Raw genomic sequence first — 26,663 nt, 5'->3', positions numbered from 1 at the left:
GTGATTCGCGAGACTCAGTCGGTGGCGGTGCGCTCCTCAAGACCCCAGCTCTGGCCGTACCCGCCCTCGTCTTCCGGACGTGCCATGAGGTCGAGGAAAAGGGAGGCGTCGAAAGCCTCAGGGCCGACGACACCGGTGGCCTTCCACGACCCAGCGGCGAGCAGCTCGAGTGCGATCACCGGGTTGAGCGCGGTCTGCCAGACGACGCACTGCGACTCGTATTCCGCCATCGTCCACTCGTTGTCGGCTACGTGATAGAGGTACACGCATCGCGGAGCGCCGTCGGTTCCGGCACCGGTGACCCAGAGTCCTGCGCAGGTCTTGCCGCTCATCCGCGGTCCGATGGATGCCGGGTCGGGGAGTGCAGCCGCCACGACGTCGCGCGGCGCGACCTCGACCGGTCCGTTCGTCGAGCGCACAGTGAGCGGCACAGTCCTGTCGAGTCCGAGTTGATGCAGCGTCTTGAGGATGCCGATGAACTCGTTGCCGAGCCCGTACTTGAATGTCACCCGCTTCGCGTCGACCCACCGCGGCATCAGCAGCACTTCTTCGTGCTCGACGTTGACGCACTCGACGGCGCCGATGCCCTCAGGAAACTCGAAGACCTCGGGTTCGCTGAACGGTTCGGTCGTGTACCAACCTCTGTCCCGCTCCCAGACCACCGGAGGGTTGAGGCATTCCTCGATGGTGGTCCAGATGCTGAAGGATGGTGCGAAGATCTCGTTGCCCGCCGCGTCGCGCACAACGAGGTTGGCGCCGTCGCGAACGCCGAGCTCGTCGATCTCACTGAAGAGCCTGTCGGCGGCGTAGCGTGCGAAGACGTCGCTCAGCCCCGGTTCGACGCCCATTCCCACGAGCGCGAGTCGCCCTGCGGTCTCCCAGTCGGGCGCCTGGGCGAACTGGTCGTCGCCGAGCTTGACCCCGGTCTCGCTGTGCGGATCGGTTGGATGCGGCTCCGACAGGCTCATCGCCATGTCGAGATAGTCGGCCCCAGCAGCGAGTGCCCCCGCAAAGACGGTAGGCACGAACTTGGGTTCGACGGCGTTCATCACGTGCGTCGCCTGATGTTCCCTGGCGACAGCCGTCACGTTGTCGGGATCGGATGCGTCGATCTGCGCGGCAACGAATCGGCCGCCCTGCGGACCGTGTTTCGCCTCGATCCAGGCGATCGTCTTCTCTGCCTTCGCCAGGTCGAAGTCGCTGACCACTATCGTTTCGAAGAAGCTGCGGCGTGCGGCGATCTTCGCGATCGCATCGCCAACGCCACCGGCGCCGACCAGGAGGATTCTCATCTGCCTAAGTTAGCCGCTCGCACACCTCACCGGGAATCTCCTTGGCGGCGGAGATCCGCTCGCGGCGGAGAAACCGGTTCGCGGACCGAGGCGTAGCAACGTCCGTTCGCGTCGCTCAGCTGGACCCAGCACGGTCCTTCACCTTCGGAGCGGCGACGGATGCACGCACGCTAGATGATCGGTGCCGCCTGGCGCGGTGCCATTCTCGCTGGAGTGGCGGCGTCATCCCTGGCATCATCTCCCCGAGCTAGCGGGTCAGCGCAATTCCAACCCCCGTCAGGTCGGGATGATGCCGAGGTCGGAGATCGAAACAGCCTGGCCGCTCACCAGCGATTCGTTTCCGGCGATCCCGACTGCAACCGCTCGGATGCCGTCGCGGAAGTCAGCCGGGCGGCCAAGCGGATCCTCGTCGGCGCCGCGGAATACATCATGCACAAGCAGCCGGTCTCCTCCTCCATGCCCTCCCTCGCCGTTCTGGATCGGCACAATCTTTGCGTCCTCCCAGTGGCGCTTGAGCACCAGGCGCTCCCCCTTGGGTCGCACGTTCGCGTCGGAGGTCTCCTCCGGGCGCGCACTCGGATCGATGCCGACGGCGTCCGAAAGCGTGCCGCGCTCGACCACGCACAACTCGACCCATCTACTTGCCTCGCATATCCGTGATGGCGACTGCCATTCGCCTTGTCTTTGACGTGGTCACTCGTGGTTACTCCTGACGAAATCGACTCTGATGCGTGAGAAAACGTTTTCAGAACAATTAGGCCGGATTGCCTCGCGATTGTCAGACCCATCGCTAGCCATGGCCGAATGAAGCCGCCACAATCGATGTGATCGTTCGGGGTCATTTCGGACATTCGACAAAACGCGTTCACACCGGCCTATTCCCTCGTGGGCGGTACAAATCCCGCGGGGTCTGCGATAAGCGGCTGGAAGGCCAGTTCACCGGCGCCGATGATGAGCAGGTCGCGGCCGAGTTCGGCCCGGGTCACCCGCACGCTCTCCCTGGATGCCTTGAGCGGCTGCTCTGCCAGGAGGTCGTCGAGAACACCGGGAGCGGCCGCGTAGAGCGTGCCGAGGAACCCGCCAAGCACGATGAGTTGCGGGTTCAGGGTGTTGATCGCGTTCCGTAGGGCGATGGCGAGGAAACGGAGCTGGCGATGGACCTCGGCGAGAACCGCGGGCTCCGTCGAGGCCAGGATGGCGGTCTCCAGGTCGTCGGCATCGGCATCCGTGAGCCCCACCACCTGCAGCAGGTGCTCCCGCCGCGCCTCGGTCTCCAAGCATCCGATCGCGCCGCAGTGGCAGCGCACTCCGACGCTGTTGACCAGGGTGTGGCCGAGCTCCCCCGCGTAGCCGGCAACGCCGCCGAGGGAGTTTCCGCCGGAGATTATGCCGCCGCCGATACCACTCGCGCCACCGTTGAGATAGATGAGGTCGGTAAGCCCCCGTCCTGCCCCGAAGGTGCTCTCCGCCATGGTGCCGAGGTGGGCATCGTTGGCCGCGAGCACCGGAAGGCCGGTCGCTTCGGCGAGCATGGCGGCCAGCGGTTCGTCCTCCCATCGCAGGTGCGGGGCCAGCCGCACGAGGCCGTCCTCGACGCGTACGAGCCCGGGAACCGCGACGCCGACGCCGACAGTGCGGTAGGACGCGTCGAGCTCCGGACGCATACCCGCGATCACGGCGGCACTGATCTGCACCGCCTCTTCGACCGACGGCGGATGCCCCGTCGCATGTCGCACCCGCTTCAACACGGTTCCGCCGAGGCCGACGACGCCGACCGTGACGGCGTCGATCTCCGGGTTGATCGCGATACCGACCACGGCGGGACTGGGTCGCACGATCGGACTCGGCCGCCCGACCTGGTTGCTCGAATCCGGCTCGGATTCGACCACGAGCTCGCGTTCGACCAGCTCGGCGACCAGGGCCGCGACCGTCGAACGGTTGAGTCCTGTCTGCCTGGTCAGTTGTGCCCGCGAGAGCCCACGGGCGCGATGAACGAGCCCGAGAATGACCGAGAGGTTGTGTCGACGAACGTGGTCGTTGCTGTTGCCGCGCCCAGCCTGCGCGGATTCAGCCACTGTCATGAGCCCAACCTACCGGGCATGTCGCACAGCACCGCCCGAGAGCGTAGCCGAGCACGGGGGTGTAGTCCGGTATCAGGTCAATCGGGCTCGCGAGGTCGACGAGCAGGGCGACATGCGAGATCCACCGAGGATGGATGCCGATGGGCATCTGCCACCGGGCATTCATTTCGTGACGGTGCGGATCGCTATGTCATCGAGATTGGGTAGTGCGTGCTCGAGCAAGTGTTCTGCTTCCTGGGCGATGGTTTCGGCGTCTGACAGCGAGGTGTTGGCGACGACGATCGTCGCTGCGCCCTGGAGGCGGTGTCCGACCCAGCGAAGTTGCAGTTTGGTGACGGAGAGCACGCTTGGTGTGTTGTCGAGTGTGTGCTGGGCTCGATCGAGCAGTTGCGGTTCGATACCGTCCATGAGGCGACGACCGATACTTCGCACGGTTCCCCAGAGCAGAACGATGATCGCCGCAGAGATGAGCAGGCCAACGATTGGATCGGCCAGAGGGAAGCCGACCATCACCCCGAGAGCGCCCAACACCACAGCGAGGGACGTGAACCCGTCGATGCGCGCGTGCACGCCGTCTGCAACCAGGGCTGCGGACCCGATCTGCTGTCCGACGCGGATGCGGTAGACGGCAACGGCCTCATTTCCGATGAAACCGACGACGCCGGCGGCGGCGACCCACCAGAGGTTGTGCAGCGGTTGGGGGGTGAAGAACCGGTCGATCGACTGCCAGGCGGCGACGATCGCGGAGAGGGCGACGACGGCGATGATGAACAGCCCGGCGAGGTCTTCGGCGCGACCGTAACCATAGGTGTAACGGCGGGTGGCGATCCGTCGGCCGAGCACGAATGCGATCCAGAGCGGCACGGCGGTAAGGGCGTCGGAGAAGTTGTGGATGGTATCGGCTAGCAGTGCCACGGAGCCGCTGATGAGTACGACGACGAATTGCAGAATGGTTGTGCCGAGCAGGATGAACAGGCTGATTTTCAGGGCACGGACGCCCTGGGTGCTGGCCTCGAGTGCGTCATCTATCGAGTCGGCCGCATCGTGGCTGTGCGGCACGAACAAGCCGTAGAAGAACCCCTTGATCCCGGTTGGGTGCGTGTGCCCTTCGTGCTCGTGCTCGTGCTCGTGCTCGTGCTCGTGCTCGTGCTCGTGCGGATGATCATGGACGTGCTCGTGCGGATGACTCACTGTGCAGACTCGTCTTGTACGTGGTGATGTCTGGGGGTTCCACCGACCGAGTGTTCGGCTTGAAAAATAGCGTCGGAGACGAGCTGGCTGGCGTGCTCATTCTCCAGATGGTAGAACACCCGTGTGCCTTCCTGACGGGTGGTGACGAATCGGGCCAGACGCAGCTTCGCCAGATGCTGCGATACGGCGGCCGGTGACTTATCCACGATGCCGGCCAGGTCATTGACCGACATCTCCCCATCCCGCAACGCCAGAACCAGCCGAACGCGCGTTGCATCAGCGAGCATCGTGAACACCTCGACGGCGAGCTCGACGTACTGACTGTCGGGATCGCGACCGCATACCTGCTTACCTGCATCCATACGCAGATTATGGCACAGGTTCGCGCCGGCCAGCGACGTACCCGATAGCAGGTCGACGTCTCAGCTCAGCACCGAAGATGGTTCTGCGATCGCGTCGCTGGGGACGATGCCCTGTGGTCGCAGATCGAGTCGGCGAAGGAGCTGAGCGTTGAGGGCGACGACGACGGTGGATGCTGACATCAGTAGGGCACCGACTTCCATGGGGAGGATGAAGCCGATGGGGGCGAGCACGCCGGCGGCAAGGGGGACGGAGATGAGGTTGTAGCCGGCGGCCCACCAGAGGTTTTGTTTCATCTTGCGGTAACTCTTCCGGGAGAGTTCGATGACGGACAGCACGGAGCGTGGGTCGTCGCTCGCGAGGATGACGCCGGCGGAGGCGATCGCCACGTCGGTACCGGCGCCGATTGCGATGCCGACGTTTGCCTGGGCGAGGGCGGGGGCGTCGTTGACGCCGTCGCCGACCATGGCGACTGTGCGACCCTCGTTGTGCAGCTCGGTGATTTTCGCGGCCTTGTCTTCGGGGTGCACACCGGCGAAGACGCGGTCGATACCGAGTTCGGTGGCGACCGAGTGGGCTACGGCTTCGGCATCGCCGGTGATCATCACCACAGTGATTCCCTGTTCGTGCAATGCGTCCACGGCCTGCCGGGATTCCTCCCGCACTTCATCCGCGAGGCCGATCGCTCCGACGATCTGTCCATCGGAGAGCACGTGCAGGATGATCGCTCCGTCGTCTTTCCACCGCTCGGTTTCGGGAAGTGGACTGAGGTGGTGGCTGTTCAGCATGCCGGGTCCACCCACACTGATGTCGTGTCCGTCGATGGTGGCGGTGACTCCTATCGCGGTGGAGGCGTGGAAGTTGGAGGCTTTCGCCATCGGCAGGTCGCGCTGCTTAGCGGCGTGGACGATGGCTTTGGCCAAGGGGTGCTCGCTGTCGTTCTCGGCGGATGCCGCCCACGCGAGAAGATCATTTTCGCTAGTGGAGCCGGAGACGGCGAGGTTCGAAACCGTCGGTTCACCTTTGGTGAGGGTGCCGGTCTTGTCGAAGAGGACGGTGTCGACTTTGCGCATGCTCTCCAGGGCGAGGCGGTCTTTGACCAACACGCCGGCTTTGGCGGCGCGTTCGGTGGAGATCGACACGACGAGCGGGATGGCGAGGCCGAGGGCGTGCGGGCAGGCGATGACGAGCACCGTGATGGTGCGGATGATGGCATCGTTGGGACTGCCGACGAGAGTCCAGACGATGGCGGTGATGATCCCCGAACCGAGGGCGAACCAGAACAGCCAGCCAGCCGCGGTATCGGCGATACGTTGCGCGGGGGAGCTGGAGTTTTGCGCTTCTGTGACGAGGCGCTGGATCCCGGCAAGCGCGGTGTCGCCGCCGACAGCGGTGACCCGTACTCGGATTGCGGTGTCGGTTGCGACGGTGCCGGCGACGACATGAGATTCTGGCCCGCGGCTAACGGGCCGAGATTCGCCGGTGATCATCGATTCATCGACATCGGCGGTTCCTTCCGTCACAGTTCCGTCGGCCGGTACGCGGCCGCCGGGGCGGATGATGACGATGTCTCCCACTGCGAGTTCCGCGGGCGAGACGAGAGTCACCGTGTCACCGTCGATGCGCTCGGCCTCGTCCGGAAGGAGAGCAGCGAGCGATTCGAGCGCTGTCGAGGTTTGGGCAAGCGACCGCATTTCGATCCAGTGACCGAGCAACATAATCACGATCAACAGTGCGAGTTCCCACCAGAAATCGAGTTGCGAATCCAACAGCCCAAGGCTCGCACCCCACGATGCGATGAAGGCCACGGTGATCGCCAGGGCGATCAAGAGCATCATCCCGGGCTTGCGGCTGCTCAGTTCGGAGACGGCGCCGGTCAGGAATGGTTGTCCACCCCAGAAATACATGACTGTTCCGAGAATCGGTGAGATCCACGCCACGACGGGACCGTGCGGGAGGTCGTAGCTGAGAATCATGGCGAACATGTGGCTGAACCCGACCACGGGGACGGCGACAACCAGCATGATCCAGAACAGCCGACGGAACCGGGCGACGTGGTCTCCGTGACCAGCGTGCCCTGCGTGGCCGCCGGAATGATCCATCTCTCCGCGCTGCATGCCGTCGTGGTGCATCACACTCGAGCCTTCTCTGGCGTCGACAGGCGGAAGAGTGGTGTGTGTGTGATGGTCGTTGCCGGGCTGGTTCATACCGAGTAATGTATACCCCCATAGGGTATAGGTCAAGAGCGTTGCGACCTGACTCAACGTCCGTTAGTGTGTCTAGGGTAGATACCCCATAGGGGTATTAGGAGAGGGTGTCATGGTCGGGTACGTCGATAACAAAGAACAGATCCTGAAACGGCTTCGTCGCGCCGAAGGGCAGGTGCGAGGTATCCAGCGGATGGTCGAAGAAGACACCTATTGCATCGACGTGCTCACGCAGGTCTCGGCCGCCACCAAGGCCCTGGAAACAGTCGCGCTGTCCCTTTTGGACGACCACCTCACTCACTGTGTAGCCGAAGCCACGGCCGAAGGCGGCAGTGTCGCTGAGGAGAAAATTCGCGAAGCCTCCGCCGCTATCGCCCGCCTCGTCCGCTCATAAGCGATTTCCACACCACGACATCCATACAACGATCACAAGGAGTAACCACTATGTGCGCATCATCGACCAATGACCTCGGCCTGACCGACAAGGACCACGACTGCACCTGCTCGACCGACAGTCACACCGAACGGCCCGCAGCAGTCAGCGCTGACGCCATCCGAGAGCACTACCTGGTCGACGGGATGACCTGCAACCATTGCGTCTCGAGCGTCACCGAAGAGCTCTCCGCCATCGACGGAGTGGACAGTGTCAGTGTCGATTTGAACGCCGGCGGGACTTCCCGCGTCATGGTCGTCAGTTCCCAGCCCGTGCCACTCGATAGCGTTCGTGCCGCGGTCACCGAAGCCGGCTACGCCCTGGTGACCTCTTAGCCCATGACCATCACCGACGTTAACCTCGAAATCGGGGGCATGACGTGCGCCTCCTGTGCGACACGCATTGAACGGAAACTCAACCGTATCGACGGCGTTACCGCCACGGTCAATTACGCGACCGAAAAGGCACGGGTGCAGGCCAACGGTGTGGAGACCACCGATCTGATCGCCGCGGTCGAATCCGCCGGCTACACGGCGGTTCTGCCTATCCCGCCCCGCGCCGACAACACAGTACCCGTACCGGAGGCGGGCGAGAGCGAGACGGCTGGGTTGCGTCGGCGGCTGATCGTGTCGACCTCGCTTGCACTACCGGTGGTGCTGATGTCGATGATTCCCGTTCTCCAGTTCACGAACTGGCAATGGTTGGCGCTCACTCTCGCCGCACCGGTCGTGGTGTGGGGAGCATGGCCGTTCCACCGTGCCGCCGTAGTCAACGCTCGCCACGGTGCTGCCACCATGGACACGCTGATCAGCGTCGGTGTGATCGCCGCCTTCGGATGGTCGCTCTATGCGCTGTTCTTCGGTATGGCAGGCATACCCGGCATGCACATGACCTTCGCTTTCTTCGCTAATTCCGGGGGTTCGAGCGACATCTATCTCGAAGTGGCCTCCGCGGTCACCGTGTTCATCCTGGGCGGCCGATACATCGAGGCCAGGGCCAAGAAACAGTCAGGAGCAGCCCTGAAGGCACTCTTGGAGCTCGGTGCGAAAGACGCCACCGTTCTACGGAACCACGCCGAAACCCTGGTCCCCGTTTCATCTCTGGTTCCAGGTGACATGATCGTGGTGCGTCCCGGGGAGAAGATCGCCTCCGACGGACTGGTGATCGATGGCGCATCCGCAGTAGATGCGAGCATGCTCACTGGTGAATCCATTCCGGTCGAGGTGGCCGCTGGCGATCGGGTGGTCGGCGCCACCGTGAACGTCGGCGGACGCCTCATCATCGAAATCACCCGCGTCGGTTCAGACACTGAGCTCGCACGCATGGGACGCCTGGTCGAAGAGGCGCAGAGCGGCAAAGCCGAAGCGCAGCGCCTCGCCGATCGCGTCTCCGCCATCTTCGTCCCGGTGGTCATCGGTCTGGCCATGCTGACATTCGTCGGATGGCTGATCCTCGACGGTTCACTGGAAGCAGCGTTCACCGCTGCCGTCGCGACGCTGATCATCGCCTGCCCGTGCGCGCTGGGACTGGCGACCCCCACCGCCCTGATCGTCGGCACTGGCCGTGGTTCGCAACTCGGGATCATCATCCGCGGACCTCAGGTGCTCGAACAAACTCGAACGGTCGACACCATCGTGCTCGACAAAACCGGAACGGTGACCACCGGGAGGATGGAAGTGAGATCCATCACCACCTTCGGTGACGCGCCCGCCGCCGAAGTACTCCGCATCGCAGCTGTTGCCGAGGAAGGGTCCGAGCACCCTGTCGGGCGTGCCATCGTCGACCACGGTCGCACCCTCGGCATCGAACCGGGCGCCGTGGAAACATTTTCCGCCCACGCCGGCCAGGGTGTCCAAGCGGTCATCGACGGTCACCTCGCGCTAGTCGGTCGGGCGAGTTGGCTCGACCAGGACTGGTCGATCCCACTCCCCGCAGAGGCAACAGCCTTCATAGCCGAAAACGAAGCCGCCGGCGCAACTGTTGTCGCGGTCGGCTCGGACGGTGCGCTGCGCGGTGCCATTGTCGTTGGCGACACGGTGAAAGCCACCAGTATCGAGGCGATCCAGCGGTTCCGTGCCCTCGGGCTTCGCCCGATCCTTCTGACCGGGGACAACGCGGGAGCGGCGGCCGCAATCGCCCGAGAGGTGGACATCGATGATGTCCATTCCGGGATCACCCCGCAGGGCAAACTCGACGTGATCCACGCCCTGCAGGATGAGGGCCATGTGGTGGCGATGGTCGGAGACGGTGTGAACGATTCCGCGGCTCTCGCCAGCGCGGACCTCGGAATTGCTATGGGGACGGGAACCGATGCCGCCATCGCCGCCAGCGACATCACCGTTGTCAGCGGTGACCTGCTCGTCGTCGCCGACGCCGTGCGATTGGCCCGCCGCACCCTCGGCACGATCAAAGGCAATCTGTTCTGGGCGTTCGCCTACAATGTGGCCGCGATACCGGTCGCCATGCTCGGACTGCTCAACCCACTGCTGGCCGGAGCTGCGATGGCGTTTTCCTCTGTCTTTGTCGTGACGAACAGTTTGCGACTTCGGCGGTTCACGACAGGTCGAGAGAACCGGCTGCGGCGCACGACGGAGGATCCGGGCCGCGGAAACTGATGGGTTAGGGTGGTCGTGGTTTCGACGGTAACGGATGAGTAACGAGGGAAGGTGGCGCATGAGGACTCACGCGTCCACAAGGCTCTCTGGCGACCAGCTCACTCTTGTTCGTCGGGCACTCACCGCCGTGCTCGCCATCGCAGCGCTACTCCTCGGGCTTGTCGCAATGCATGCCATGCACGCTGCTCCCGCGGCGGCTGAAACCGGTATGACGAACACCCATGTCCACGAGAACGCCACCGCCGGAACCGACGACGGAGTCAGCGAAGCCGTCGCCATGCACGCACCCGTCGCAACGGCAATCACCAGCACCTCTGCGCAACGTTGCGGCGGAATGTGCGAAATGAACTGCCTGCTTATGGGGATGGTCTGTGCCGTGAGCATTCTGGCGGCCGTCATCGGACTCCTACTCATTCGCCGCCCGTCTCCACCACGGTTCAGTGTCGCCAAACTTGTCCGGATTCTTCGAGTGGCCGCGGAGCACATCACCGTGCCGACCCCTCCGTCTTTGGACGTTCTCTCCATCAGTAGAACCTGATCCGACAGGTATGCACTCGCTAACAGCGGTGCCTCAGCTCCGCCGTGAGCGGAGCGTTACTCCTGTCCATTTTTAGTTCAACTGATTGGCAATTCACCCATGTTCAGACCACGTACATCAGTAGCGGTCGTCGGCATTCTGGCCGCCACGCTCACCATGACCGCCTGCTCAGGCGGCACAAGTTCGGGAAGCAACCCCTCGGCCTCCTCGAGCACCAGCAGCAGTCATAACAGTGCCGATGTCAGCTTCGCAATGGAGATGTCAGCCCATCACCAACAAGCGATCACGATGTCGGACATGATTCTCGACAAGTCCGGCATCGACCCGAAAGTAACCTCGCTCGCCGAAGAAATCAAAGCCGCCCAGAGCCCGGAGATCAAGAAGATGAAATCCTGGCTTATTGAGTGGGGCGAGAAGTCCGGCGGAATGTCGGGGATGGACCATGGCGGAATGACGATGTCCGACTCCGACATGAACGCCCTCAAAGAGTCATCCGGCGTGGACGCCAGCAAACTGTTCCTCACTCAGATGACAACCCACCACAACGGTGCCCTCGACATGGCCACAACCGAAGTCGACAAGGGCAAGAACAGTGACGCGCTCGCTCTGGCGAAAACGATCATCACCACCCAGACGGCCGAGATCACAACAATGAGTGACCTTCTCGGCACGCTCTAACCCACACGCGGGAAGCGCAGCGGTGCCCTCGTGATGAGTCGCCGCTGCGCGAGAGCAGTCAGACGATTGCCGCCGATCCGGGTACCGACCTCGTGCGGGGTCGGCGCGTTCTGAACTTCGAGCCGAGTCCGCACGCGCAGGCCGTCACGAACGGCACAACCTTGACCGCCGAGGTCAGTCCGGGATGGATGTCCAGGCGCTGCCGTTGCCCGAGCTCGTCTCGACAGCGTCGAGCACGCGCTGCACCTGCAGTCCGTCGGCGAACGACGGGGTCGGCTGGGTGCCCGCTGCGATGGCGTCCACGAGGTCGCGAACCTGGTGCGAGAAGCCGTGCTCGTAGCCGATCAGATGCCCGGTCGGCCACCACGCGCCAGCGTAGGGATGCTCGGACTCGGTGACCAGGATGCGAGTAAACCCCCGCTCCAGGGCGGGCGCTGTCGCATCGTAAAAGCTGAGGGTGTTCAGTTCCTCGAGGTCGAAGGAGATCGCGCCGAGCGAGCCTGCCACCTCGATGCGGAAGGCATTCTTGCGGCCTGTGCTGAAACGGGTCGCCTCGAATGAGCCGAGCACGCCGGACTCGAATCGCCCGGTGAACAGTGCCACGTCGTCTACGGTGACCGGCCCGCGTTCGGTTCCCGCCACGCCGGAGAGGCCATGCGAGATCGCCAGCACGGGCCGCTCCTTCACCAGGGTCTCGAGGATGCCGGAGACGGAAACCAGCCGCTGGCCGGTGATGAACTGTGCGAGGTCGATGGCATGCGCGCCGATATCGCCGAGTGAGCCAGAACCGGCGAGCTCCTTGTTCATGCGCCAGGTGAGCGGAGCCTCTGCGTTGACCAGCCAGTCCTGCAGGTAGTTGGCGCGCACCTGGCGCACCTCGCCGATTCTGCCCGCGGCGACCAGGTCGCGCGCGAAGGTGGCCGCCGGAACACGACGGTAGGTGTACCCGACCATGGCGAACACGCCACGTTCCGCGGCTGTGGCTGCGGCATCCGCCATCGCTTCGGCCTCTGCGACGGTGTTGGCGAGCGGCTTCTCGCAGAGTATGTGCTTGCCGGCCTCGAGCGCCGCGATCGCGATCTCGGCGTGGGTGTTGCCCGGGGTCACGATGTCCACCAGGTCGATGTCGTCGCGTTCGATCACGCGGCGCCAGTCGGTCTCGCTCTCCCGCCAGCCCCATCTGTCAGCGGCTTCCGCGGCGGGCTCCGCGTTGCGGCCGACGACCACATCCATCGAGGGTCGCAGCGGAAGATCGAAGAAGCGCGGTGCCACCCGCCAGCCCTGCGAATGGGCCGCTCCCATGAAGCCGTGGCCGATCATCGCGACCCTGAGAGCCGGCGTGCTGTCGTTCATGTCTCTCCTCGGTGCTTTCCAGGTGATCGGTGCTTACCAGGTGCTCGGCGTCAGGCCGAATGGCACCGGCTTCGGGCGCTCGACGGTGCTGTCGAGCTCGATCACGCGATGCTCGTTGCCGGCGCGGATGATCGCGTCCATTATCTCGAGCACATGAAAGGCGAGTTCGCCCGAGGCGCGGTGCGGCCTGTCGGTCTCGATGGCGCGCGCCAGATCGGCGAGCCCGAAGCCCCGGGCCGCGTCCACGTAGCCGGCGGAATCCTCGACCGTCTGCCACTCCCTCTCATCCTTCGTCCACACTGCCACCGGATCGGAGAAACCGTTCGGGTCAGGCACCGCGATCGTGCCCTCCGTGCCGTAGACCTCGATGTTGGGGATGCGCGAGGCCCACACGTCGAAGCTCACGGTGAGGCTCGAGGCCACACCCGACGCGTGCTCCAGAGTCGCAGTCACGTGGGTGTCGACGGCGACGGTGATCGGCGCACCGGCATTCGGGCCGGTAGCGACTGTGCGCTCCCGATCGGACCGCCCGACGGCGCCGGAGACCCGAACGACCGGGCCGAGCATGGTGACGAGCGCCGTGAGGTAGTACGGCCCCATGTCGAAGAGCGGTCCGCCGCCCGGCTGGTAGTAGAACTGCGGAGCCGGATGCCACAACTCGTGTCCGGGCGAAACCCAAAAGGCAGTGGCGCCGACGGCGGTGCCGATCCGGCCGGAGTCCAACAGCTGGCGCGCGGTCTGTATCCCGGTGCCGAGCACGGTGTCGGGTGCGGAACCCACGCGGAGCCCGTTGCGTTCGGCGAGTGCGAGCATGTCCACGGCATCCGCGGGAGCGAGCGCGAGAGGCTTTTCGGCGTAGACATGTTTGCCCGCCTCCAGCGCCCGCGTACCCACCTCGACGTGGGCGGCAGGGATGGTGAGGTTGAGCACCGCATCGATACGAGGGTGAACGAGCAACTGGTCGACGGTCAGCGCTTCGACGCCCTGCTCTGCGGCAACCGTCGCGGCGCGTGCCTCATCGAGGTCGGCGACGGCGACGAGTTCGAGGCCCGGAAGCGAAGGGAAAGAAGCGAAGTATTGTTCGCTGATTTTGCCGACGCCGACGATGCCGATTCTCAACGGGCTGCCCACAGCAGTCCCCTTTCGATGATGGTACGAACGGTGGGGTTCTCAACGATCTCGATGCGGTGCCCGGGCGTCGATACGAAGATGCGGCCCCTCCCCCACAGCCGGGTCCAGATCGCCGGCGACGTCACCGGACGGTGCCACGGATCCCACGGCCGCACGGCCTGGGTGGTGGTGGCGAGCACGTCGTTCAGGTCATCGTGCAGCACCCAATACTGCTCGGTCACGAGCTCGAAGTCGTCGATGCCGGCGGTGATCGGGTGATCGGCCGCGGCCGGAAGCATGTGGATGATGTGCGGCACGTAGTTGTCCGAGGGCTCCCCGGTGCGCTTCTGGGGATCGTTGCCGGGATGCGCGGCGAACTGCCCGCCGATCAGCTGGAGGTAGTCGGAGTTGTTGCGATACGAGTCTGCGATGCCGCCATGCCATCCGCCGAGTCCTGTGCCGTTCTCGACGGCCGTACGGAGTCCCTCGAACTCCTCGCGCTCGATGGTGTTCATGGTGTTGGTCTGCACGATGAGATCGACCGTCGCCATGTGGTCGGCATCCGCATAGATCGCGGGTGACTCTTCGATGCGCACCGTGAAACCGTTCGCCTCGAGGAAGGGGAGGAAGAAGTCGGTGGTCTCGACGGGCTGGTGGCCCTCCCATCCGCCGCGTACGACGAGCGCCGTGCGGGATGACGGACCGGGCGGGGGTGCGGCTGGCATGCGATTCTCTCTGGTCGGTGGACTGTGGACTGCTTCGCCTGCGCATGTGCGTTGTTCGGCTGGCTGCCGATAGACATCGGTGACCTCTACCGCTGCCGGCTCGAGGGACGCGATCCCGCAATAGTTAACATGGGTCTCGAAGACTGGTCAAGTTTCAGCAGGACATACGAACCCTTTCGCGAGGTGGACGCGGAGATTGTCGCCCCGGTAACCGGGGCTCCTGATATGTTTTATGAAGCAACAAATCATCGATGATGCTGAAAGACAGGAACCTCATGGCAACGCAGCCCACGCGCGAAGACAAGTTCTCCTTCGGACTCTGGACGATCGGATACAACGGCAGCGACCCGTTTGGCGGCCCAACCAGACCGCCACTCGACGTCGTCGAGGCCGTCACCCGTCTCGCGGAGCTCGGCGCCTACGGCCTCACCTTCCATGACGACGACCTCTTCGCCTTCGGCTCGACCGACGCCGAGCGCCAGAAGCAGATCGACCGTCTCACGCAGGCGCTCTCTGACACCGGCCTGATCATCCCGATGGTGACCACCAACCTCTTCAGCGCACCGGTCTTCAAAGACGGCGGCTTCACCTCCAACGACCGTGATGTGCGTCGCTTCGCCATGCGCAAAGCCATGCGCCAACTCGAGCTCGGCGTCGAGCTCGGCGCGAAGACCTTCGTCATGTGGGGCGGACGCGAGGGCGCTGAGTATGACACGGCCAAAGACATCCGCGGGGCTCTCGATCGCTATCGCGAGGCCGTCAACTTCTTCGCACAGCACGTCGTCGACAAGGGCTACGACATCCGCTTCGCCATCGAGCCGAAGCCGAACGAGCCACGCGGCGACATCCTGCTCCCCACTGTCGGCCATGCCATCGCCTTCATCGAGACCCTCGAGCGCCCAGAGCTCTTCGGCGTAAACCCTGAGGTCGGTCACGAGCAGATGGCCGGACTCAACTTCACTGCGGGCATCGCCCAGGCGCTCTACCAGGGCAAACTCTTCCACATCGACCTCAACGGCCAGCGCGGAATCAAGTACGACCAGGATCTGGTCTTCGGTCACGGCGACCTGCAGAACGCGTTCTCGCTCGTCGACCTGCTGGAGAACGGCGGCCCGAACGGCGGCCCGTCCTATGATGGCCCGCGCCACTTCGACTACAAGCCCAGCCGCACCGAGGACATCTCCGGCGTCTGGGATTCCGCCGCCGCCAACATGCGCACCTACCTGCTGCTCAAGGAGCGTGCTGCCACCTTCCGCGCCGACCCCGAGGTGCAGGAGGCGCTCGCTGCGTCGCAGGTCGCTCGCATCAACGAGCCGACGCTGAAAGCCGGCGAGAGCTACGACGACCTGCTCGCCGACCGCAGCGCCTTCGAGGATTTCGATGCCGATTCCTACTTCGGGGCGAAGGGCTTCGGCTTCGTGCGCTTGAACCAGCTTGCCCTCGAGCACCTGCTCGGCGCCCGCTAACTCACGCTTTCATCATTCAGGACGTGGCGAAGGGAACACGGATGACGCTGGTCGCCGGAGTCGATTCGTCGACGCAGAGTTGCAAAGTCGTCATTCGCGACCTGGAGACAGGCGCCGTCGTGCGCACCGGACGCGCTTCGCACCCGGACGGCACGGAGGTCGATCCGGAGGCGTGGTGGAGCGCACTCCGGTCCGCGGTTTCGGATGCCGGCGGACTCGACGACGTCGCAGCTATCTCGGTCGGCGGCCAGCAGCACGGCATGGTGGTGCTCGATGACGGCGGGAGGGTCATCCGTCCCGCCCTGCTGTGGAACGACACCCGCTCGGCCAAGGCGGCACAGGACCTGATCGATGAGGTCGGCGCCGGGGCATTCGCAGAGCGCACCGGTTCGGTGCCGGTGGCGTCGTTCACGCTCACCAAGCTGCGCCGGCTGAGTGACGCCGAGCCGGAGAACGCAGCCCTCGTCGCTGCTGTCGCGCTCCCCCACGACTGGCTCACCTGGCGGTTGCGCGGCTTCGGTCCGGCGAATCCGGTACTCGACGAGCTCGTGACCGACCGCTCCGACGCGAGCGGCACCAGCTACTTCGACCCGGCCACCGACAGCTACGACCGTGAGCTGCTGAAGCTCACCCTCCGGCGTGATGTCGAAAATTCAGGACTCGTGCTTCCGACGGTGCTCGGCCCGGCCGATAAACGCCAGGTCGAGGTCGCATCTCCTGAGTTTCCGAAGGGACTGGTGGTCGGCGCCGGCGCCGGCGACAACGCCGGTGCGGCACTCGGGCTCGACGCTCGCGAAGGCGATGCCGTCGTGTCCATCGGCACGAGCGGCACTGTCTTCGCGGTCACCGACACCGCGACTCATGACGAGACGGGAACGGTCGCCGGGTTCGCGGATGCCGCGGGCGGCTTCCTCCCGCTGATCGCCACCCTGAACGCGGCCCGTATCCTCGATGCCACCGCCGCGCTGTTGGATGTCGATCACGACGAGTTCGCCCGGCTCGCGCTTTCGGCGGAACCGGGATCCTCAGGGCTCGTGCTCCTGCCGTACTTCGAGGGGGAACGAACCCCCAACCTGCCGGATGCCACCGGCTCCCTGTTCGGTCTCACCCTCGCCTCCGCGACCAGGGCCAACCTGGCCCGGGCCGCGATCGAGGGCCTGCTCTGCGGACTGGCCGACGGACTGGACGCTGTTCTCACGCAGGGCGTCGTCGCCCAGCGCCTGTTGCTGATCGGTGGTGCCGCACAAAACCCCGCGGTCAGTGCCATCGCCGCCCAGGTCTTCGAACTACCCGTCGTCGTGCCGGAACCTGCGGAGTACGTTGCCGCCGGAACGGCACGGCAGGCGGCATGGGCGCTCAGCGGCGAACGGCCGGACTGGCCCGTGGCGCTCAACGCCGAACCGGCCGTGGACTACCGGCCGGTCATCCGCGAGCAGTATCGCGCCGCGGCGTCCGGTCTCCGGTAGCTGTTCCGTTTCGGGACATTTGTTCCCGGTCGAGCGGGATCGGATGTTCCGAAAGGGAACAATCACGAACGCACCCGCGAGGCTCAGCCGAGCAGTTCGCGCAACCAGGCCAACCGCTCCACCTCGTGGTGTTCCTGGCCGCCCTCGTGCTCGTTGAACGGATAGACGGCGATGCTCTTCTCTCCGCCGTAACGGTTGTAGGCGGCGAACACTGTCGACGGAGGACAGGTTTGGTCCATCAGCGCCGTTGAGAACAGCGCGGGAGCCGTCGAGCGGGCCGCCAGAACAGCACCGTCGAAGTAGGACAGCGTGCGATAGGCCTGCTCGGCGTTGGGTCGATTGCGGCGGAGATACCGCACGATCTCCTGGTACGGGTCGTTGTTGGTCAGGGTGATGGCCCGCTCGAAGTGGCAGAGGAATGGCACGTCGACGAGAGCGCCGGTGAGTCCTTCGACGAGTGAGGAAACCGCGATCGTGATCCCGCCACCCTGGCTGACGCCGGCGACGACGACGCGATCGGCGTCGACGGCGGGGAAAGCTTTGGCGGCCTCGACAGCCCGCACGGCATCCGAGTACATCCGGCGGTAGTAATAGGTGTTCGGGTCGAGGATGCCGCGGGTCATCACCCCGGGAGCCGCGGCCAGTCCGCTCTCGACAACGCCGTCCGGGGTATCGGACGCCGCCCAGCCCCAGCCCTGGCCGCGGGAGTCCATCACGAAGTGGGCGTATCCGGCGAGCGCGTAGGTCACCCGCGTGTGCGCGAGTCCGCGGCCACCGCTGTATCCGACATACTCGACGACTACGGGCAGCGGACCGCTCGCTCCGGCCGGCACATGCAGCCAGCCCTTCACGCGCTGGCCGCCGAATCCTGAGAAGGTCACGTCGTAGCTGTCGACCAGCGTGTAGCCATTGTCGACGGGCTCGAAAGTCGGGTCGAGGTCGAAGGCGCGCGTCTCGGCCAGGGTGTTCTCCCAGAAGGCGTCGAGGTCATCCGGAACAGCGAGAACTGGTGAGTACTGGCGCAGTTCCGCCAGGGGGAGATCGAAGAAGGCCACGGGGAAAACTCCTGGGTGCTCTGGCGGATGGTCTCAGAACAGAATACGGCCGGGCGCCGAAGGAGGTCGGTGCCCGGCCGCCGTCGGCGCTTTTCGCAGTCAGCGCCCCGCTGCTCGACTCTTGTTGTAGACGTCGAACGCGACAGCACAGCATGATGGTTGAAGAGATATTCGTTCCCGCCAGCCCGCAATCATCGGAGATTTTGTGCCATTACACCTCCATCTCTCGGCAACATCTCTCCCATCGGAGCGAAAGATGGTCCTGACAAAGTGGGGCTCACGATGATCTCGTTCGCGGTGATCGGCAGCGGCTTCCGTGCCGAACTCTTCCTGAGGATCGCACGGGCGCTGCACGAACGGTTCACGATCGCCGGGGTCGTCGTCCGGAATGAAGCGCGCCGGCTCGAGGTGCAGCAAAGATGGGCCGTGCCGGTCTTCGCGAGTGTTTCCGAGCTCACCCGCTCATCGCCGCCCGACTTCGTGGTGGTCGCCGTCCGCCCGAGTGACGCCCTCGAGGTGATCACCGAGCTGACGAGCGCGAACCTGCCTGTGCTCACGGAGACGCCCGCGGCACCGGACATCCCGTCCCTGCTCGCGCTCCACCGGCTGCAGCGAGCCGGGGCGATTATCCAGGTGGCCGAGCAGTACCACCTGGAGCCGCTCATCTACTCGCAGATCGCCATCGCCCGCAGCGGCCTCCTCGGTGACGTCACCGAGGCCTTCGTCTCCGTGGCCCACGATTATCACGGGATGAGCGTGCTGAGGCGGATGCTGGGCATCGGCTTCGAGGACGCCGTCATCACCGCCCGAAGCCGGGAATTCGATGTGCAGGCCGGACCGGATCGCGGTGGCGACCCGCAGGCGGACTCGCAGGTGCGTTCCGCGCACACCACGGCCTGGCTCGATTTCGGGCAATTGTCGGCGACCTATGACTTCGACGATCAGCAGTATCGCTCCTTCATCCGCTCGTCGTCTGTCCTCGTGCGCGGCACTCGTGGCGAACTTCGCGACACGGATGTGCACTATCTCGCCGACTACCGTTCGCCGGTGCACGACTCGATCGAGCGAATCGCCGCTGGCAGCCCCGGCAACCACGAGGGGATGTTCCTCCGGGCGTTCCAACTCGGCGAGCACCAGCTGTACTCCAACGAGTTCCTGCCGGCCAGACTGGCGGATGACGAACTCGCCGTCGCGACGATGCTCGCACGCATGAACGAGCACGTCCACGGCGGCCCGCCGGTCTACGATCTCGCCGAGGCCGCGCAGGATCAGTATCTGCAGCTCATGATGCGGCAGGCGATCAACACCGGACGACCGGTGAACACCGAGCGGCAGGGCTGGGCCGTTCCCTGACCGTCAGTCGATGTCGTGCGCGCACTGATGCCCGCATGTCGCGAGGCTTCACCGATCAGCCTCATCGGCGCTCAGGTCATCGTCGCTCAAGTCATCGTCGCTCAGGTCATCGTCACCCAGGTCACCTCCGTGGGTTGTGTTCATGGAAACCTCCTACTCTCATCCACGACCTTCTCACGGTGTCGAGGTCAAGCGCGATCCAACGCCGCGCCGATCTCCTCTTTCGAAAACGCAGGACATCCGCCCCTCTTGCTCCCCAAAGTGCGCGTTCGAGCCACCGATCGCACGTATCTCCTGCGTTTTCAGCAGACCCGACGGAGGGGCGGATTCCGCGGCAGAACGCGAGCGGCGGTCTAGGCAGGCGCACCCGTCGACGCCCGCATGATCAGTCGGGGTTCGGTCTGCACGGGCTCGGCGACGTCGATGCCGTCGAGCACCACCAGCAGGGTCGCCATGATGTCGCGTCCCAGTTCGGCGAAGTCCTGCCGGATGGTGGTGAGCGGCGGAATAAAATGCGCAGCTTCGGGGATGTCGTCGAATCCGACGATGCTCAGATCCTGCGGCACCCGCACACCGGCGTTGCTCAGCGCGTGCAGCAGCCCGAGCGCCATCTGGTCGTTCGCGGAGAAGATCGCGGAGAAGCCATTCTCACGAGCGAGCCCCACGCCGATCTCATAGCCGCTCTCCGGCGACCAGTCCCCCACCAGCGGCTCGCGCACGGCGAGGCCGCGGCGCTCCAGCTCGCTGCGCCATCCTCGTGTGCGTTCTGCGGCATCCATCGACTCGGCGGGGCCCGCCAGGTGCAGGATGTCGCGGTGCCCGAGATCGGCCAGGTGCGCGGTGGCGAGTTCGGCCCCGCGGAACTGGTCGATCGACACACTGTGCAGCCCTGGCCGCCCGCTGCTCTCCGCCGTCACCAGCGGCACGCCGAGGGAGATGCCCTGGATCGCTTCGATCGCCTCGTAGTCGGCGGCGATGAGCACCACAGCCTCGACGTGTTGGCGAAGCAGCACATCGACGGCGTCGAGCATCGACGCCCGGTCCGCTGTGGCCATGCTCGCGATCGTGACCTGGTATCCGGCCTGGCGCGCCGCTTCGTTGAATCCGAGGGCGGTGCTCGATGGTCCGTAGAGCGGATTGCCGGTGCTGATCAGTCCGACAGTGCGCGTGCGCCGGGTCACCAGGGCACGCGCAACGAGACTCGGGCGGTAGTTCAGCTCGGCGATGGCCGCCTGGACGCGCTCGCGCGTAACCGGACGCACAGTGTCCTGGTTGTTGAGCACCCGGGATACTGTCTGGTGCGAAACTCCGGCGAGGCGCGCGACATCGGTGATGTTCGCCACGTGCCGGCTCTCCTAGAATCCCTGCGCGAGGCGGTAGTACGCCTGGTTCCATCGCAGTTCTCGACTGAACTGCCTCAACGTCGTATTCTTGTCTATCACCACGAGTTCGTTCTTCGCGATCTCGGCGAAGTCCTCGAACACATCGAGACCGACGGCTGTGCTCATCACCGTGTGATGGGCGGCGCCCGCGGTCAGCCAGGCGGCCGCACTGGTGGCGAAATCGGGTTCCGGTTTCCAGAGCGCGCGGGCCACCGGCAGTTTCGGAAGCGGATGCGGCAGGTCGACTACCTCGACCACGTTGGCCACGAGACGGAAGCGGTCGCGCATGTCGGAGAGCGCCACGACGATGCCCGGTCCGGCATCCGTGTCGAAAACCAGGCGCACCGGATCCTCGCGGCCGCCGATGCCGAGGGCGTGCACCTCGAGGCGAGGGCGTGAGGTGGTCAGCGACGGGCAGACCTCGAGCATGTGGGCACCAAGGATCGTCTCGTCGCCCGGCACGAGGTTGTAGGTGTAGTCCTCCATCAGGGATGCACCGCCGGGGAGCCCTGCGCCCATCACCTTCGCGGCGCGCACGAGTACGGCCGTCTTCCAGTCGCCCTCCGCACCGAAACCGTAGCCGTCCGCCATCAGGCGCTGCACCGCGAGGCCTGGCAGCTGGCGGAGTCCGCCGAGATCTTCGAAACTGGTGGTGAAAGCGCTGAAGTCACCGGCCTCGAGGAAGGTGCGCAGGCCGAGCTCGATCCGGGCGCCGTAGCGCAGGGAGTCGTGGCGTTCTGCCCCGTGACGGAGCTCTGGCGCGATGTCGTAGAGCTCTTCGTACTCGGCGATGAGCAGGTCGACATCCGTCTCCGATGCGGCGTCGACGGCGTCGACCAGTTCGTTCACACCCCAGGTGTTCACCTGCACGCCGAACTGCAGCTCCGCCTCGGTCTTGTCGCCCTCGGTGACAGCGACGAAGCGCATATTGTCACCGAAGCGGGCCAGCTTGAGCTCGTGGGTGGCGGCCCAACCGGCCGCGGCGCGCGTCCAGGTGGCCACCTTCGCGGTGACATCCGGGTTCGACACGTGGCCGACGACGGTTTTGCGGGCCACGCCGAGACGGGTCTGGATGTAGCCGAACTCCCGGTCGCCGTGCGCGGCCTGGTTGAGGTTCATGAAGTCCATGTCGATGTCCGCCCACGGCAGCTCGACATTGGCCTGGGTGTGCAGGTGCAGCAAAGGCTTCCGCAGCAGGTCGAGCCCGGTGATCCACATTTTGGCGGGGCTGAAGGTGTGCATCCAGGCGATCACGCCGATGACCCCGTCCTCGGCGTTGACGTCGAGGGCGAGGCGGCGGATCGAATCTGAGTCCTTGAGCACCGGCTTCCAGACCACCGTGACCGGGATGTCACTGGCGGCATCGAGGGCACGAGCAATCTCCTGTGACTGTTTGGCGACCTGCTTCAGGGTCTCCTCGCCGTACAGGTCCTGGCTGCCGGTGAGAAACCAGACCTCGTACTCCGCAAGGTCGGGGATGATGCTCGTGCTCACTTCAGTTCTCCTGTCGGGAGCTGTCCGTAGACGTTCTGGTAGCGGTCGAAGAGGGAATCGATCGTGTCCTGCGGAATCGGGATGACCTCGCCGAGCTGCCTGGCGATGTGCACGGTGCGCGCGACATCCTCCGCCATCACGGCGGCCTTCACCGCGTCGCGGGCGTTCGTGCCGATAGTGAACACCCCGTGGTTCTGCATGAGGACGGCGCGCGATCGGTGTCGGGTGAGGGTCGCCACGATGCCCCGCCCGATGGAGTCGTCGCCGATGATCGCGAACGGGCCGACCGGGATCTCGCCACCGAATTCATCCGCCTGGCCGGTAATCACGCATGGCACTGCCTCGCCGCGCGCCGCCCACGCTGTGGCATAGGTGGAGTGCGTGTGCACAACCCCGTTGACGGCGGGCATGTTGCGGTAGACGTAGGCGTGAGCGGCTGTGTCACTGGATGGCGCGTGCTCCCCCTCGACCACGGTGCCGTCGAGATCACAGAGAATCATGTTGTCCGCCGTGAGGTCGTCGTACTCGACGCCGCTCGGCTTGATCACGAACAGGTCCGCGCCTGGAACCCGCCCGGAGATGTTGCCACCCGTCCAGATCACCAGGTTGTAGCGCACCAGCATCCCGTGAAGCTCCGCAACATCCTCGCGTACCTCGAGGATCGCCTGGTTGAGGTCGGTCATGCGCTCGCCCCTTCTCTCTTCATCGCGCCCTCTCTCTTCATCGCGCGGAGCCTGTGCATCACGTCGTTCTCGCCGCGCCCGAAGTAGTCGTGCAGGGTCGAGTACTCCGCGTAAAGCCTGTCGTAGGCATCCGCGGCATCCGGGTTGGGGGTGTAGACCGCGCGATCGACCTTGCCCATCGCCTTTCCGGCGGCGAGCACGTCGGGGTAGGCGCCCGCGGCGACGGCGGCATGGATCGCGGACCCGAGCGCCGGACCTTGCTCGCTCGCGATGGTCGAGATGGGCATCCGCAGCACGTCGCTGTACACCTGCATGAGGAACGGATTGCGCAGCAGGCCTCCGGCCACGATGAATTCGGTCACCGGAACGCCGCTCGCGTTGAAGGTCTCCACGATCGCGCGGGTGCCGAAGGCCGTGGACTCCAGCAGCGCACGATAGATCTCTTCCGGCCTGGTGGTGAGAGTTGTGCCGACCACGACGCCGCTCAGCTCGTGGTCGACGAGCACCGAGCGGTTGCCGCTCTGCCAGTCGAGGGCGATGAGTCCGTGGCCGCCGACCGCCTGGTCTTTGGCGAGATTGGTGAGGTGCTCGTGCACGCTCAGTCCGGCTGCCGCGGCTGCCTCGTAGTAGCTGCCTGGCACCTGGTTCTTCACATACCAGGCGAAGATGTCGCCGACACCGGACTGCCCGGCCTCGTAGCCGTAGAGCCCTGCGACGATGCCGCCGTCCACCACGCCGCACATACCGGGCACCTCCTTGAGCACGTCGGAGTTCATCACGTGACAGGTCGAGGTGCCCATGATCGCCAGCATCTGGCCGGGCTCGACCGCCTGCGCTGTCGGCGCCGTCACGTGGGCGTCGACGTTGCCGACCGCCACCGCGATCCCCTCCGGAAGGCCGGTCCAGGCTGCGGCCTCGGCGCCCAGCCGACCAGCGGATGCCCCGAGTTGTCCGATCTCGTGTGCGACCTTGTCCTCCGCGAAGCCGCCGAACTCGGGGTTCAGCGCGGCCAGGAATTCACGGCTCGGGTACTTGCCATCCTGCAGGATCCCCTTGTACCCGGCTGTGCAGGCGTTGCGCACATAGACTCCGGTGAGCTGCCAGACGATCCAATCCGCCGCCTCCACCCAGTTGTCCATGCGGTCGTAGAGTTCGGGATCCTCCTCGAGCAGTTGCAATCCTTTGGCGAACTCCCACTCACTCGAAATGAGGCCGCCGTAGCGCGGCAGCCAGCTCTCGCCGCGGTCGGCCGCGACCTGGTTGATGCGGTCGGCCTGACCCTGGGCCGCGTGATGTTTCCAGAGTTTGACGTAGGCGTGCGGACGGTCAGCGTACTCCGGCAGCTCATTGAGCGGGGTACCGTCGGCGATCACCGGCAGCGGCGTGCTCGCCGTGAAGTCCGTGCCGATGCCGATGACCCGCGACGGATCGATGCCCGCCGCGGCGATTGCCGCAGGCACCGCGGTTTTGAGAACTTCGACATAGTCGGCAGGCACCTGAAGAGCCCAGTCCGGCGGCAGAGCCTTTCCGGTTGATGCCAGCACGGTGTCCATCACTGCGTGCTCGTAGTCGTGGGTGGCCGTTCCGAGTTCCGCCCCGTCGGAGACACGCACGACGAGGGCTCGTCCAGACAGGGTTCCGTAGTCGACGCCGATGACGAAACGATCGTCGGGTGCGAGGGGCGCGGTGGTGGTCACGCGTGACTCCTTTGTCCTGGTCAGTTGCGTTGTGCGGCGGGCCCGTCGCATGACGGATGCCTCAGCATCCGCAGAATGTGAGCGCTCACATTTCATGGCCCATGCTACAACGCCGCACTACCCCATGTGAAGCTACCCGCGTGAGCCCCAATCGACCGATCATCATGCCGAGTTGCGGCTTGTGGTCCTTCCGCCGTGCTGGGAAGCACCACAAACCGCAACTCAACGCTCCGAGTGCCTCGGCCATGATCACGGCGGCGAATGCACTCGCCCGTAGGCCACACGAAAAGATCGGCCCCCGCGAAACCGCGGGGGCCGATCTTTGTGACTCGCGAGCGGTGACTACTTGGTCAGAGCTTCGAGTTTCGCGTTGTTCTTGTAGGACTCTGCAGCATTGGCCTTCGTGACGAGCTCCGGCGGCAGCAGGTAGGTCGGAACGACCTTGACACCGTTGTTGTAGGCAGTGGAGTTGGTCTGCGGCTTCTTGCCTGCGGCGAGGTCCTTCACCATCTGTACTGCCTGGGCGACCAGCTTGGTCGTGTCCTTGTTGATGGTGGAGTACTGCTCGCCGGTCATGATGAGCGGGATGGACGCAGCTTCTGAGTCCTGTCCGGTGACGACTGGCATAACCGGGGTCGCCTTGCCAGCGGCCTTGATGGAGGTGATGATCGCGCGCGCGAGGGTGTCGTTCGGAGAGAGCACACCGTTCAGCTCAGTTCCCGAGTAGTTCGCTGCGAGCAGCGTGTCCATGCGGGTCTGTGCGTTCTCCGGCTTCCAGTCAGGAGTCGCCGTCTGGGTGATGGCGGTCTGTCCGGAAACGACCTTGAGGGTCTTGTCGTCGATCTTCGGCTGCAGAATCTTCATGGCGCCATCGAAGAACACCTTGGCGTTCGGGTCGGTGGCCGAGCCGGAGAACAGTTCGATGTTGTAGGACTTCGCGGCGGGGTAACGCTCCTTCATACCGGTGAGGAGTGCCTGACCCTGGAGCTCGCCGACCTTCTCGTTGTCGTACGCAACGTAGTAGTCCACGTTCTTCGTGTTCTCAATGAGACGGTCGTAGGCGATGACCGTCGCGCCGTTGTCCTTGGCGGTCTTGACCTGCGAGCCCAGCTGCTTACCGTCGTAGGCACCGATGATGAGCACCTTGGCGCCCTTGGTGTTCATCGAGGAGACCTGGTTGGCCTGCTCGGCGGCGGTTCCGGTCGCCGGCGCATACTGCACGTCGGCCTTGAAGCCGGCCTTGGTGATCGCGTCGGTGAACAGCTGTCCGGCGAGTACCCAGTTCTCCGAGGTCTTGTCCGGAAGTGAGACGCCGATGGTGGATCCGGCCTTAAACCCGGCTGCAGCGCCGGATCCGCTGGGCGTGGCTCCACGGGAGGAACAACCCGAGAGGGCCATGAGCGCGACCCCGGCGATTGCCACGGTCGTGATTGCGAATTTACGCATGTGATTTCACTTTCTCTTGTCTTGATTGGTGCAGTGGG

Annotated in this window: 24 protein-coding genes; 8 read left to right on the top strand and 16 right to left on the bottom strand. The window is 64.9% G+C overall.

The window, feature by feature from the left end; translation table 11 throughout:
- Nucleotides 1-14 precede the first annotated feature (14 nt).
- The 7 genes from ABIB56_RS05640 to ABIB56_RS05610 form a co-directional block, all read right to left on the bottom strand.
- Nucleotides 15-1,292, bottom strand: coding sequence for a saccharopine dehydrogenase family protein (locus ABIB56_RS05640; RefSeq protein ID WP_354568036.1), 1,278 nt, complete (start codon nt 1,290-1,292; stop codon nt 15-17).
- Nucleotides 1,293-1,568: 276 nt separating this feature from the next.
- Complete coding sequence (locus ABIB56_RS05635) at nt 1,569-1,913, bottom strand: hypothetical protein (RefSeq protein WP_354568035.1); 345 nt, start codon at nt 1,911-1,913, stop codon at nt 1,569-1,571.
- A gap of 254 nt (nt 1,914-2,167) precedes the next feature.
- The gene (locus ABIB56_RS05630) at nt 2,168-3,373 is read right to left on the bottom strand and encodes an ROK family transcriptional regulator (protein ID WP_354568034.1); all 1,206 of its coding nucleotides are present in this window, start codon (nt 3,371-3,373) and stop codon (nt 2,168-2,170) included.
- On the bottom strand, nt 3,360-3,521 hold the full coding sequence (locus tag ABIB56_RS05625; protein ID WP_354568063.1) for a DUF1232 domain-containing protein: 162 nt from the start codon (nt 3,519-3,521) through the stop codon (nt 3,360-3,362). The genes ABIB56_RS05630 and ABIB56_RS05625 overlap by 14 nt, the downstream gene beginning before the upstream one ends.
- A 14-nt stretch (nt 3,522-3,535) precedes the next feature.
- Nucleotides 3,536-4,564 carry a cation diffusion facilitator family transporter gene (locus ABIB56_RS05620; RefSeq protein ID WP_354568033.1) on the bottom strand — a complete coding sequence of 343 codons (1,029 nt, stop codon included), beginning with the start codon at nt 4,562-4,564 and terminating at the stop codon, nt 3,536-3,538.
- Entirely contained in the window at nt 4,561-4,926 is a 366-nt protein-coding gene (locus tag ABIB56_RS05615; RefSeq protein WP_354568032.1) for an ArsR/SmtB family transcription factor, read from the bottom strand. Before ABIB56_RS05615 ends, ABIB56_RS05620 begins: the two co-directional genes overlap by 4 nt.
- 60 nt (nt 4,927-4,986) lie before the next feature.
- Nucleotides 4,987-7,131: a heavy metal translocating P-type ATPase gene (locus tag ABIB56_RS05610; protein ID WP_502917560.1), complete on the bottom strand. Its 2,145-nt coding sequence runs from the start codon at nt 7,129-7,131 to the stop codon at nt 4,987-4,989.
- A 112-nt stretch (nt 7,132-7,243) separates the two neighbouring features.
- Between ABIB56_RS05610 and ABIB56_RS05605 the strand changes: the two genes are divergently transcribed.
- The 5 genes from ABIB56_RS05605 (at nt 7,244) to ABIB56_RS05585 (ending at nt 11,395) form a co-directional block, all read left to right on the top strand.
- Nucleotides 7,244-7,525, top strand: a complete 282-nt coding sequence (locus ABIB56_RS05605) for a metal-sensitive transcriptional regulator (protein ID WP_354568031.1) — start codon at nt 7,244-7,246, stop codon at nt 7,523-7,525.
- Between the two features lie 50 nt (nt 7,526-7,575).
- Nucleotides 7,576-7,899 carry a heavy-metal-associated domain-containing protein gene (locus ABIB56_RS05600; RefSeq protein ID WP_354568030.1) on the top strand — a complete coding sequence of 108 codons (324 nt, stop codon included), beginning with the start codon at nt 7,576-7,578 and terminating at the stop codon, nt 7,897-7,899.
- A gap of 3 nt (nt 7,900-7,902) precedes the next feature.
- Nucleotides 7,903-10,179 (top strand): heavy metal translocating P-type ATPase, encoded by a 2,277-nt coding sequence (locus ABIB56_RS05595; protein WP_354568029.1) that lies wholly within the window; start codon nt 7,903-7,905, stop codon nt 10,177-10,179.
- A 58-nt stretch (nt 10,180-10,237) separates the two neighbouring features.
- Nucleotides 10,238-10,717, top strand: a complete 480-nt coding sequence (locus ABIB56_RS05590) for a hypothetical protein (RefSeq protein WP_354568027.1) — start codon at nt 10,238-10,240, stop codon at nt 10,715-10,717.
- 99 nt (nt 10,718-10,816) lie between these two features.
- The gene (locus ABIB56_RS05585; protein WP_354568026.1) at nt 10,817-11,395 is read left to right on the top strand and encodes a DUF305 domain-containing protein; all 579 of its coding nucleotides are present in this window, start codon (nt 10,817-10,819) and stop codon (nt 11,393-11,395) included.
- A gap of 174 nt (nt 11,396-11,569) precedes the next feature.
- Here ABIB56_RS05585 and ABIB56_RS05580 read toward each other — a convergent pair whose 3' ends face one another.
- Genes ABIB56_RS05580 through ABIB56_RS05570 form a run of 3 tightly spaced genes read right to left on the bottom strand, consistent with a single transcriptional unit; the run spans nt 11,570 to nt 14,583 of the window.
- Entirely contained in the window at nt 11,570-12,748 is a 1,179-nt protein-coding gene (locus tag ABIB56_RS05580; protein WP_354568025.1) for a Gfo/Idh/MocA family protein, read from the bottom strand.
- Nucleotides 12,749-12,781: 33 nt separating this feature from the next.
- Nucleotides 12,782-13,879: a Gfo/Idh/MocA family protein gene (locus ABIB56_RS05575; RefSeq protein ID WP_354568024.1), complete on the bottom strand. Its 1,098-nt coding sequence runs from the start codon at nt 13,877-13,879 to the stop codon at nt 12,782-12,784.
- Entirely contained in the window at nt 13,864-14,583 is a 720-nt protein-coding gene (locus ABIB56_RS05570) for a ThuA domain-containing protein (RefSeq protein ID WP_354568023.1), read from the bottom strand. The genes ABIB56_RS05575 and ABIB56_RS05570 overlap by 16 nt, the downstream gene beginning before the upstream one ends.
- 275 nt (nt 14,584-14,858) lie before the next feature.
- Here ABIB56_RS05570 and xylA point away from each other — a divergent pair, with 275 nt between their 5' ends.
- Both xylA and xylB read left to right on the top strand, forming a co-directional pair.
- Nucleotides 14,859-16,049: a xylose isomerase gene (gene xylA, locus ABIB56_RS05565; RefSeq protein ID WP_354568022.1), complete on the top strand. Its 1,191-nt coding sequence runs from the start codon at nt 14,859-14,861 to the stop codon at nt 16,047-16,049.
- A 41-nt stretch (nt 16,050-16,090) separates the two neighbouring features.
- The gene (gene xylB / locus ABIB56_RS05560) at nt 16,091-17,515 is read left to right on the top strand and encodes a xylulokinase (RefSeq protein WP_354568061.1); all 1,425 of its coding nucleotides are present in this window, start codon (nt 16,091-16,093) and stop codon (nt 17,513-17,515) included.
- A gap of 83 nt (nt 17,516-17,598) precedes the next feature.
- Here the strand turns inward: xylB and ABIB56_RS05555 are convergent, their stop codons facing one another.
- Nucleotides 17,599-18,570, bottom strand: a complete 972-nt coding sequence (locus ABIB56_RS05555) for an acetylxylan esterase (protein ID WP_354568021.1) — start codon at nt 18,568-18,570, stop codon at nt 17,599-17,601.
- A 282-nt stretch (nt 18,571-18,852) separates the two neighbouring features.
- Between ABIB56_RS05555 and ABIB56_RS05550 the strand changes: the two genes are divergently transcribed.
- On the top strand, nt 18,853-19,923 hold the full coding sequence (locus ABIB56_RS05550) for a Gfo/Idh/MocA family protein (RefSeq protein ID WP_354568020.1): 1,071 nt from the start codon (nt 18,853-18,855) through the stop codon (nt 19,921-19,923).
- A 353-nt stretch (nt 19,924-20,276) separates the two neighbouring features.
- On the opposite strand, the gene ABIB56_RS05545 is transcribed toward ABIB56_RS05550, so the two are convergent.
- From ABIB56_RS05545 to ABIB56_RS05525, 5 genes are all read right to left on the bottom strand, one after another.
- Nucleotides 20,277-21,266 (bottom strand): LacI family DNA-binding transcriptional regulator, encoded by a 990-nt coding sequence (locus tag ABIB56_RS05545; RefSeq protein ID WP_354568019.1) that lies wholly within the window; start codon nt 21,264-21,266, stop codon nt 20,277-20,279.
- A 12-nt stretch (nt 21,267-21,278) separates the two neighbouring features.
- Nucleotides 21,279-22,799: an L-arabinose isomerase gene (araA, locus tag ABIB56_RS05540; protein WP_502917559.1), complete on the bottom strand. Its 1,521-nt coding sequence runs from the start codon at nt 22,797-22,799 to the stop codon at nt 21,279-21,281.
- Nucleotides 22,796-23,482, bottom strand: a complete 687-nt coding sequence (locus tag ABIB56_RS05535; RefSeq protein ID WP_354568018.1) for an L-ribulose-5-phosphate 4-epimerase — start codon at nt 23,480-23,482, stop codon at nt 22,796-22,798. The genes araA and ABIB56_RS05535 overlap by 4 nt, the downstream gene beginning before the upstream one ends.
- Complete coding sequence (gene araB, locus ABIB56_RS05530; RefSeq protein ID WP_354568017.1) at nt 23,479-25,179, bottom strand: ribulokinase; 1,701 nt, start codon at nt 25,177-25,179, stop codon at nt 23,479-23,481. The genes ABIB56_RS05535 and araB overlap by 4 nt, the downstream gene beginning before the upstream one ends.
- A 342-nt stretch (nt 25,180-25,521) precedes the next feature.
- Nucleotides 25,522-26,625, bottom strand: coding sequence for a substrate-binding domain-containing protein (locus ABIB56_RS05525; RefSeq protein WP_354568016.1), 1,104 nt, complete (start codon nt 26,623-26,625; stop codon nt 25,522-25,524).
- Nucleotides 26,626-26,663 lie beyond the last annotated feature (38 nt).

Origin of the sequence: Glaciihabitans sp. UYNi722 (assembly GCF_040549465.1) — a bacterium.
Taxonomy (GTDB): domain Bacteria; phylum Actinomycetota; class Actinomycetes; order Actinomycetales; family Microbacteriaceae; genus Lacisediminihabitans.
Note: the sequence above shows the minus strand (reverse complement) of the source record. Positions and strands in the feature narration are given on the sequence as shown.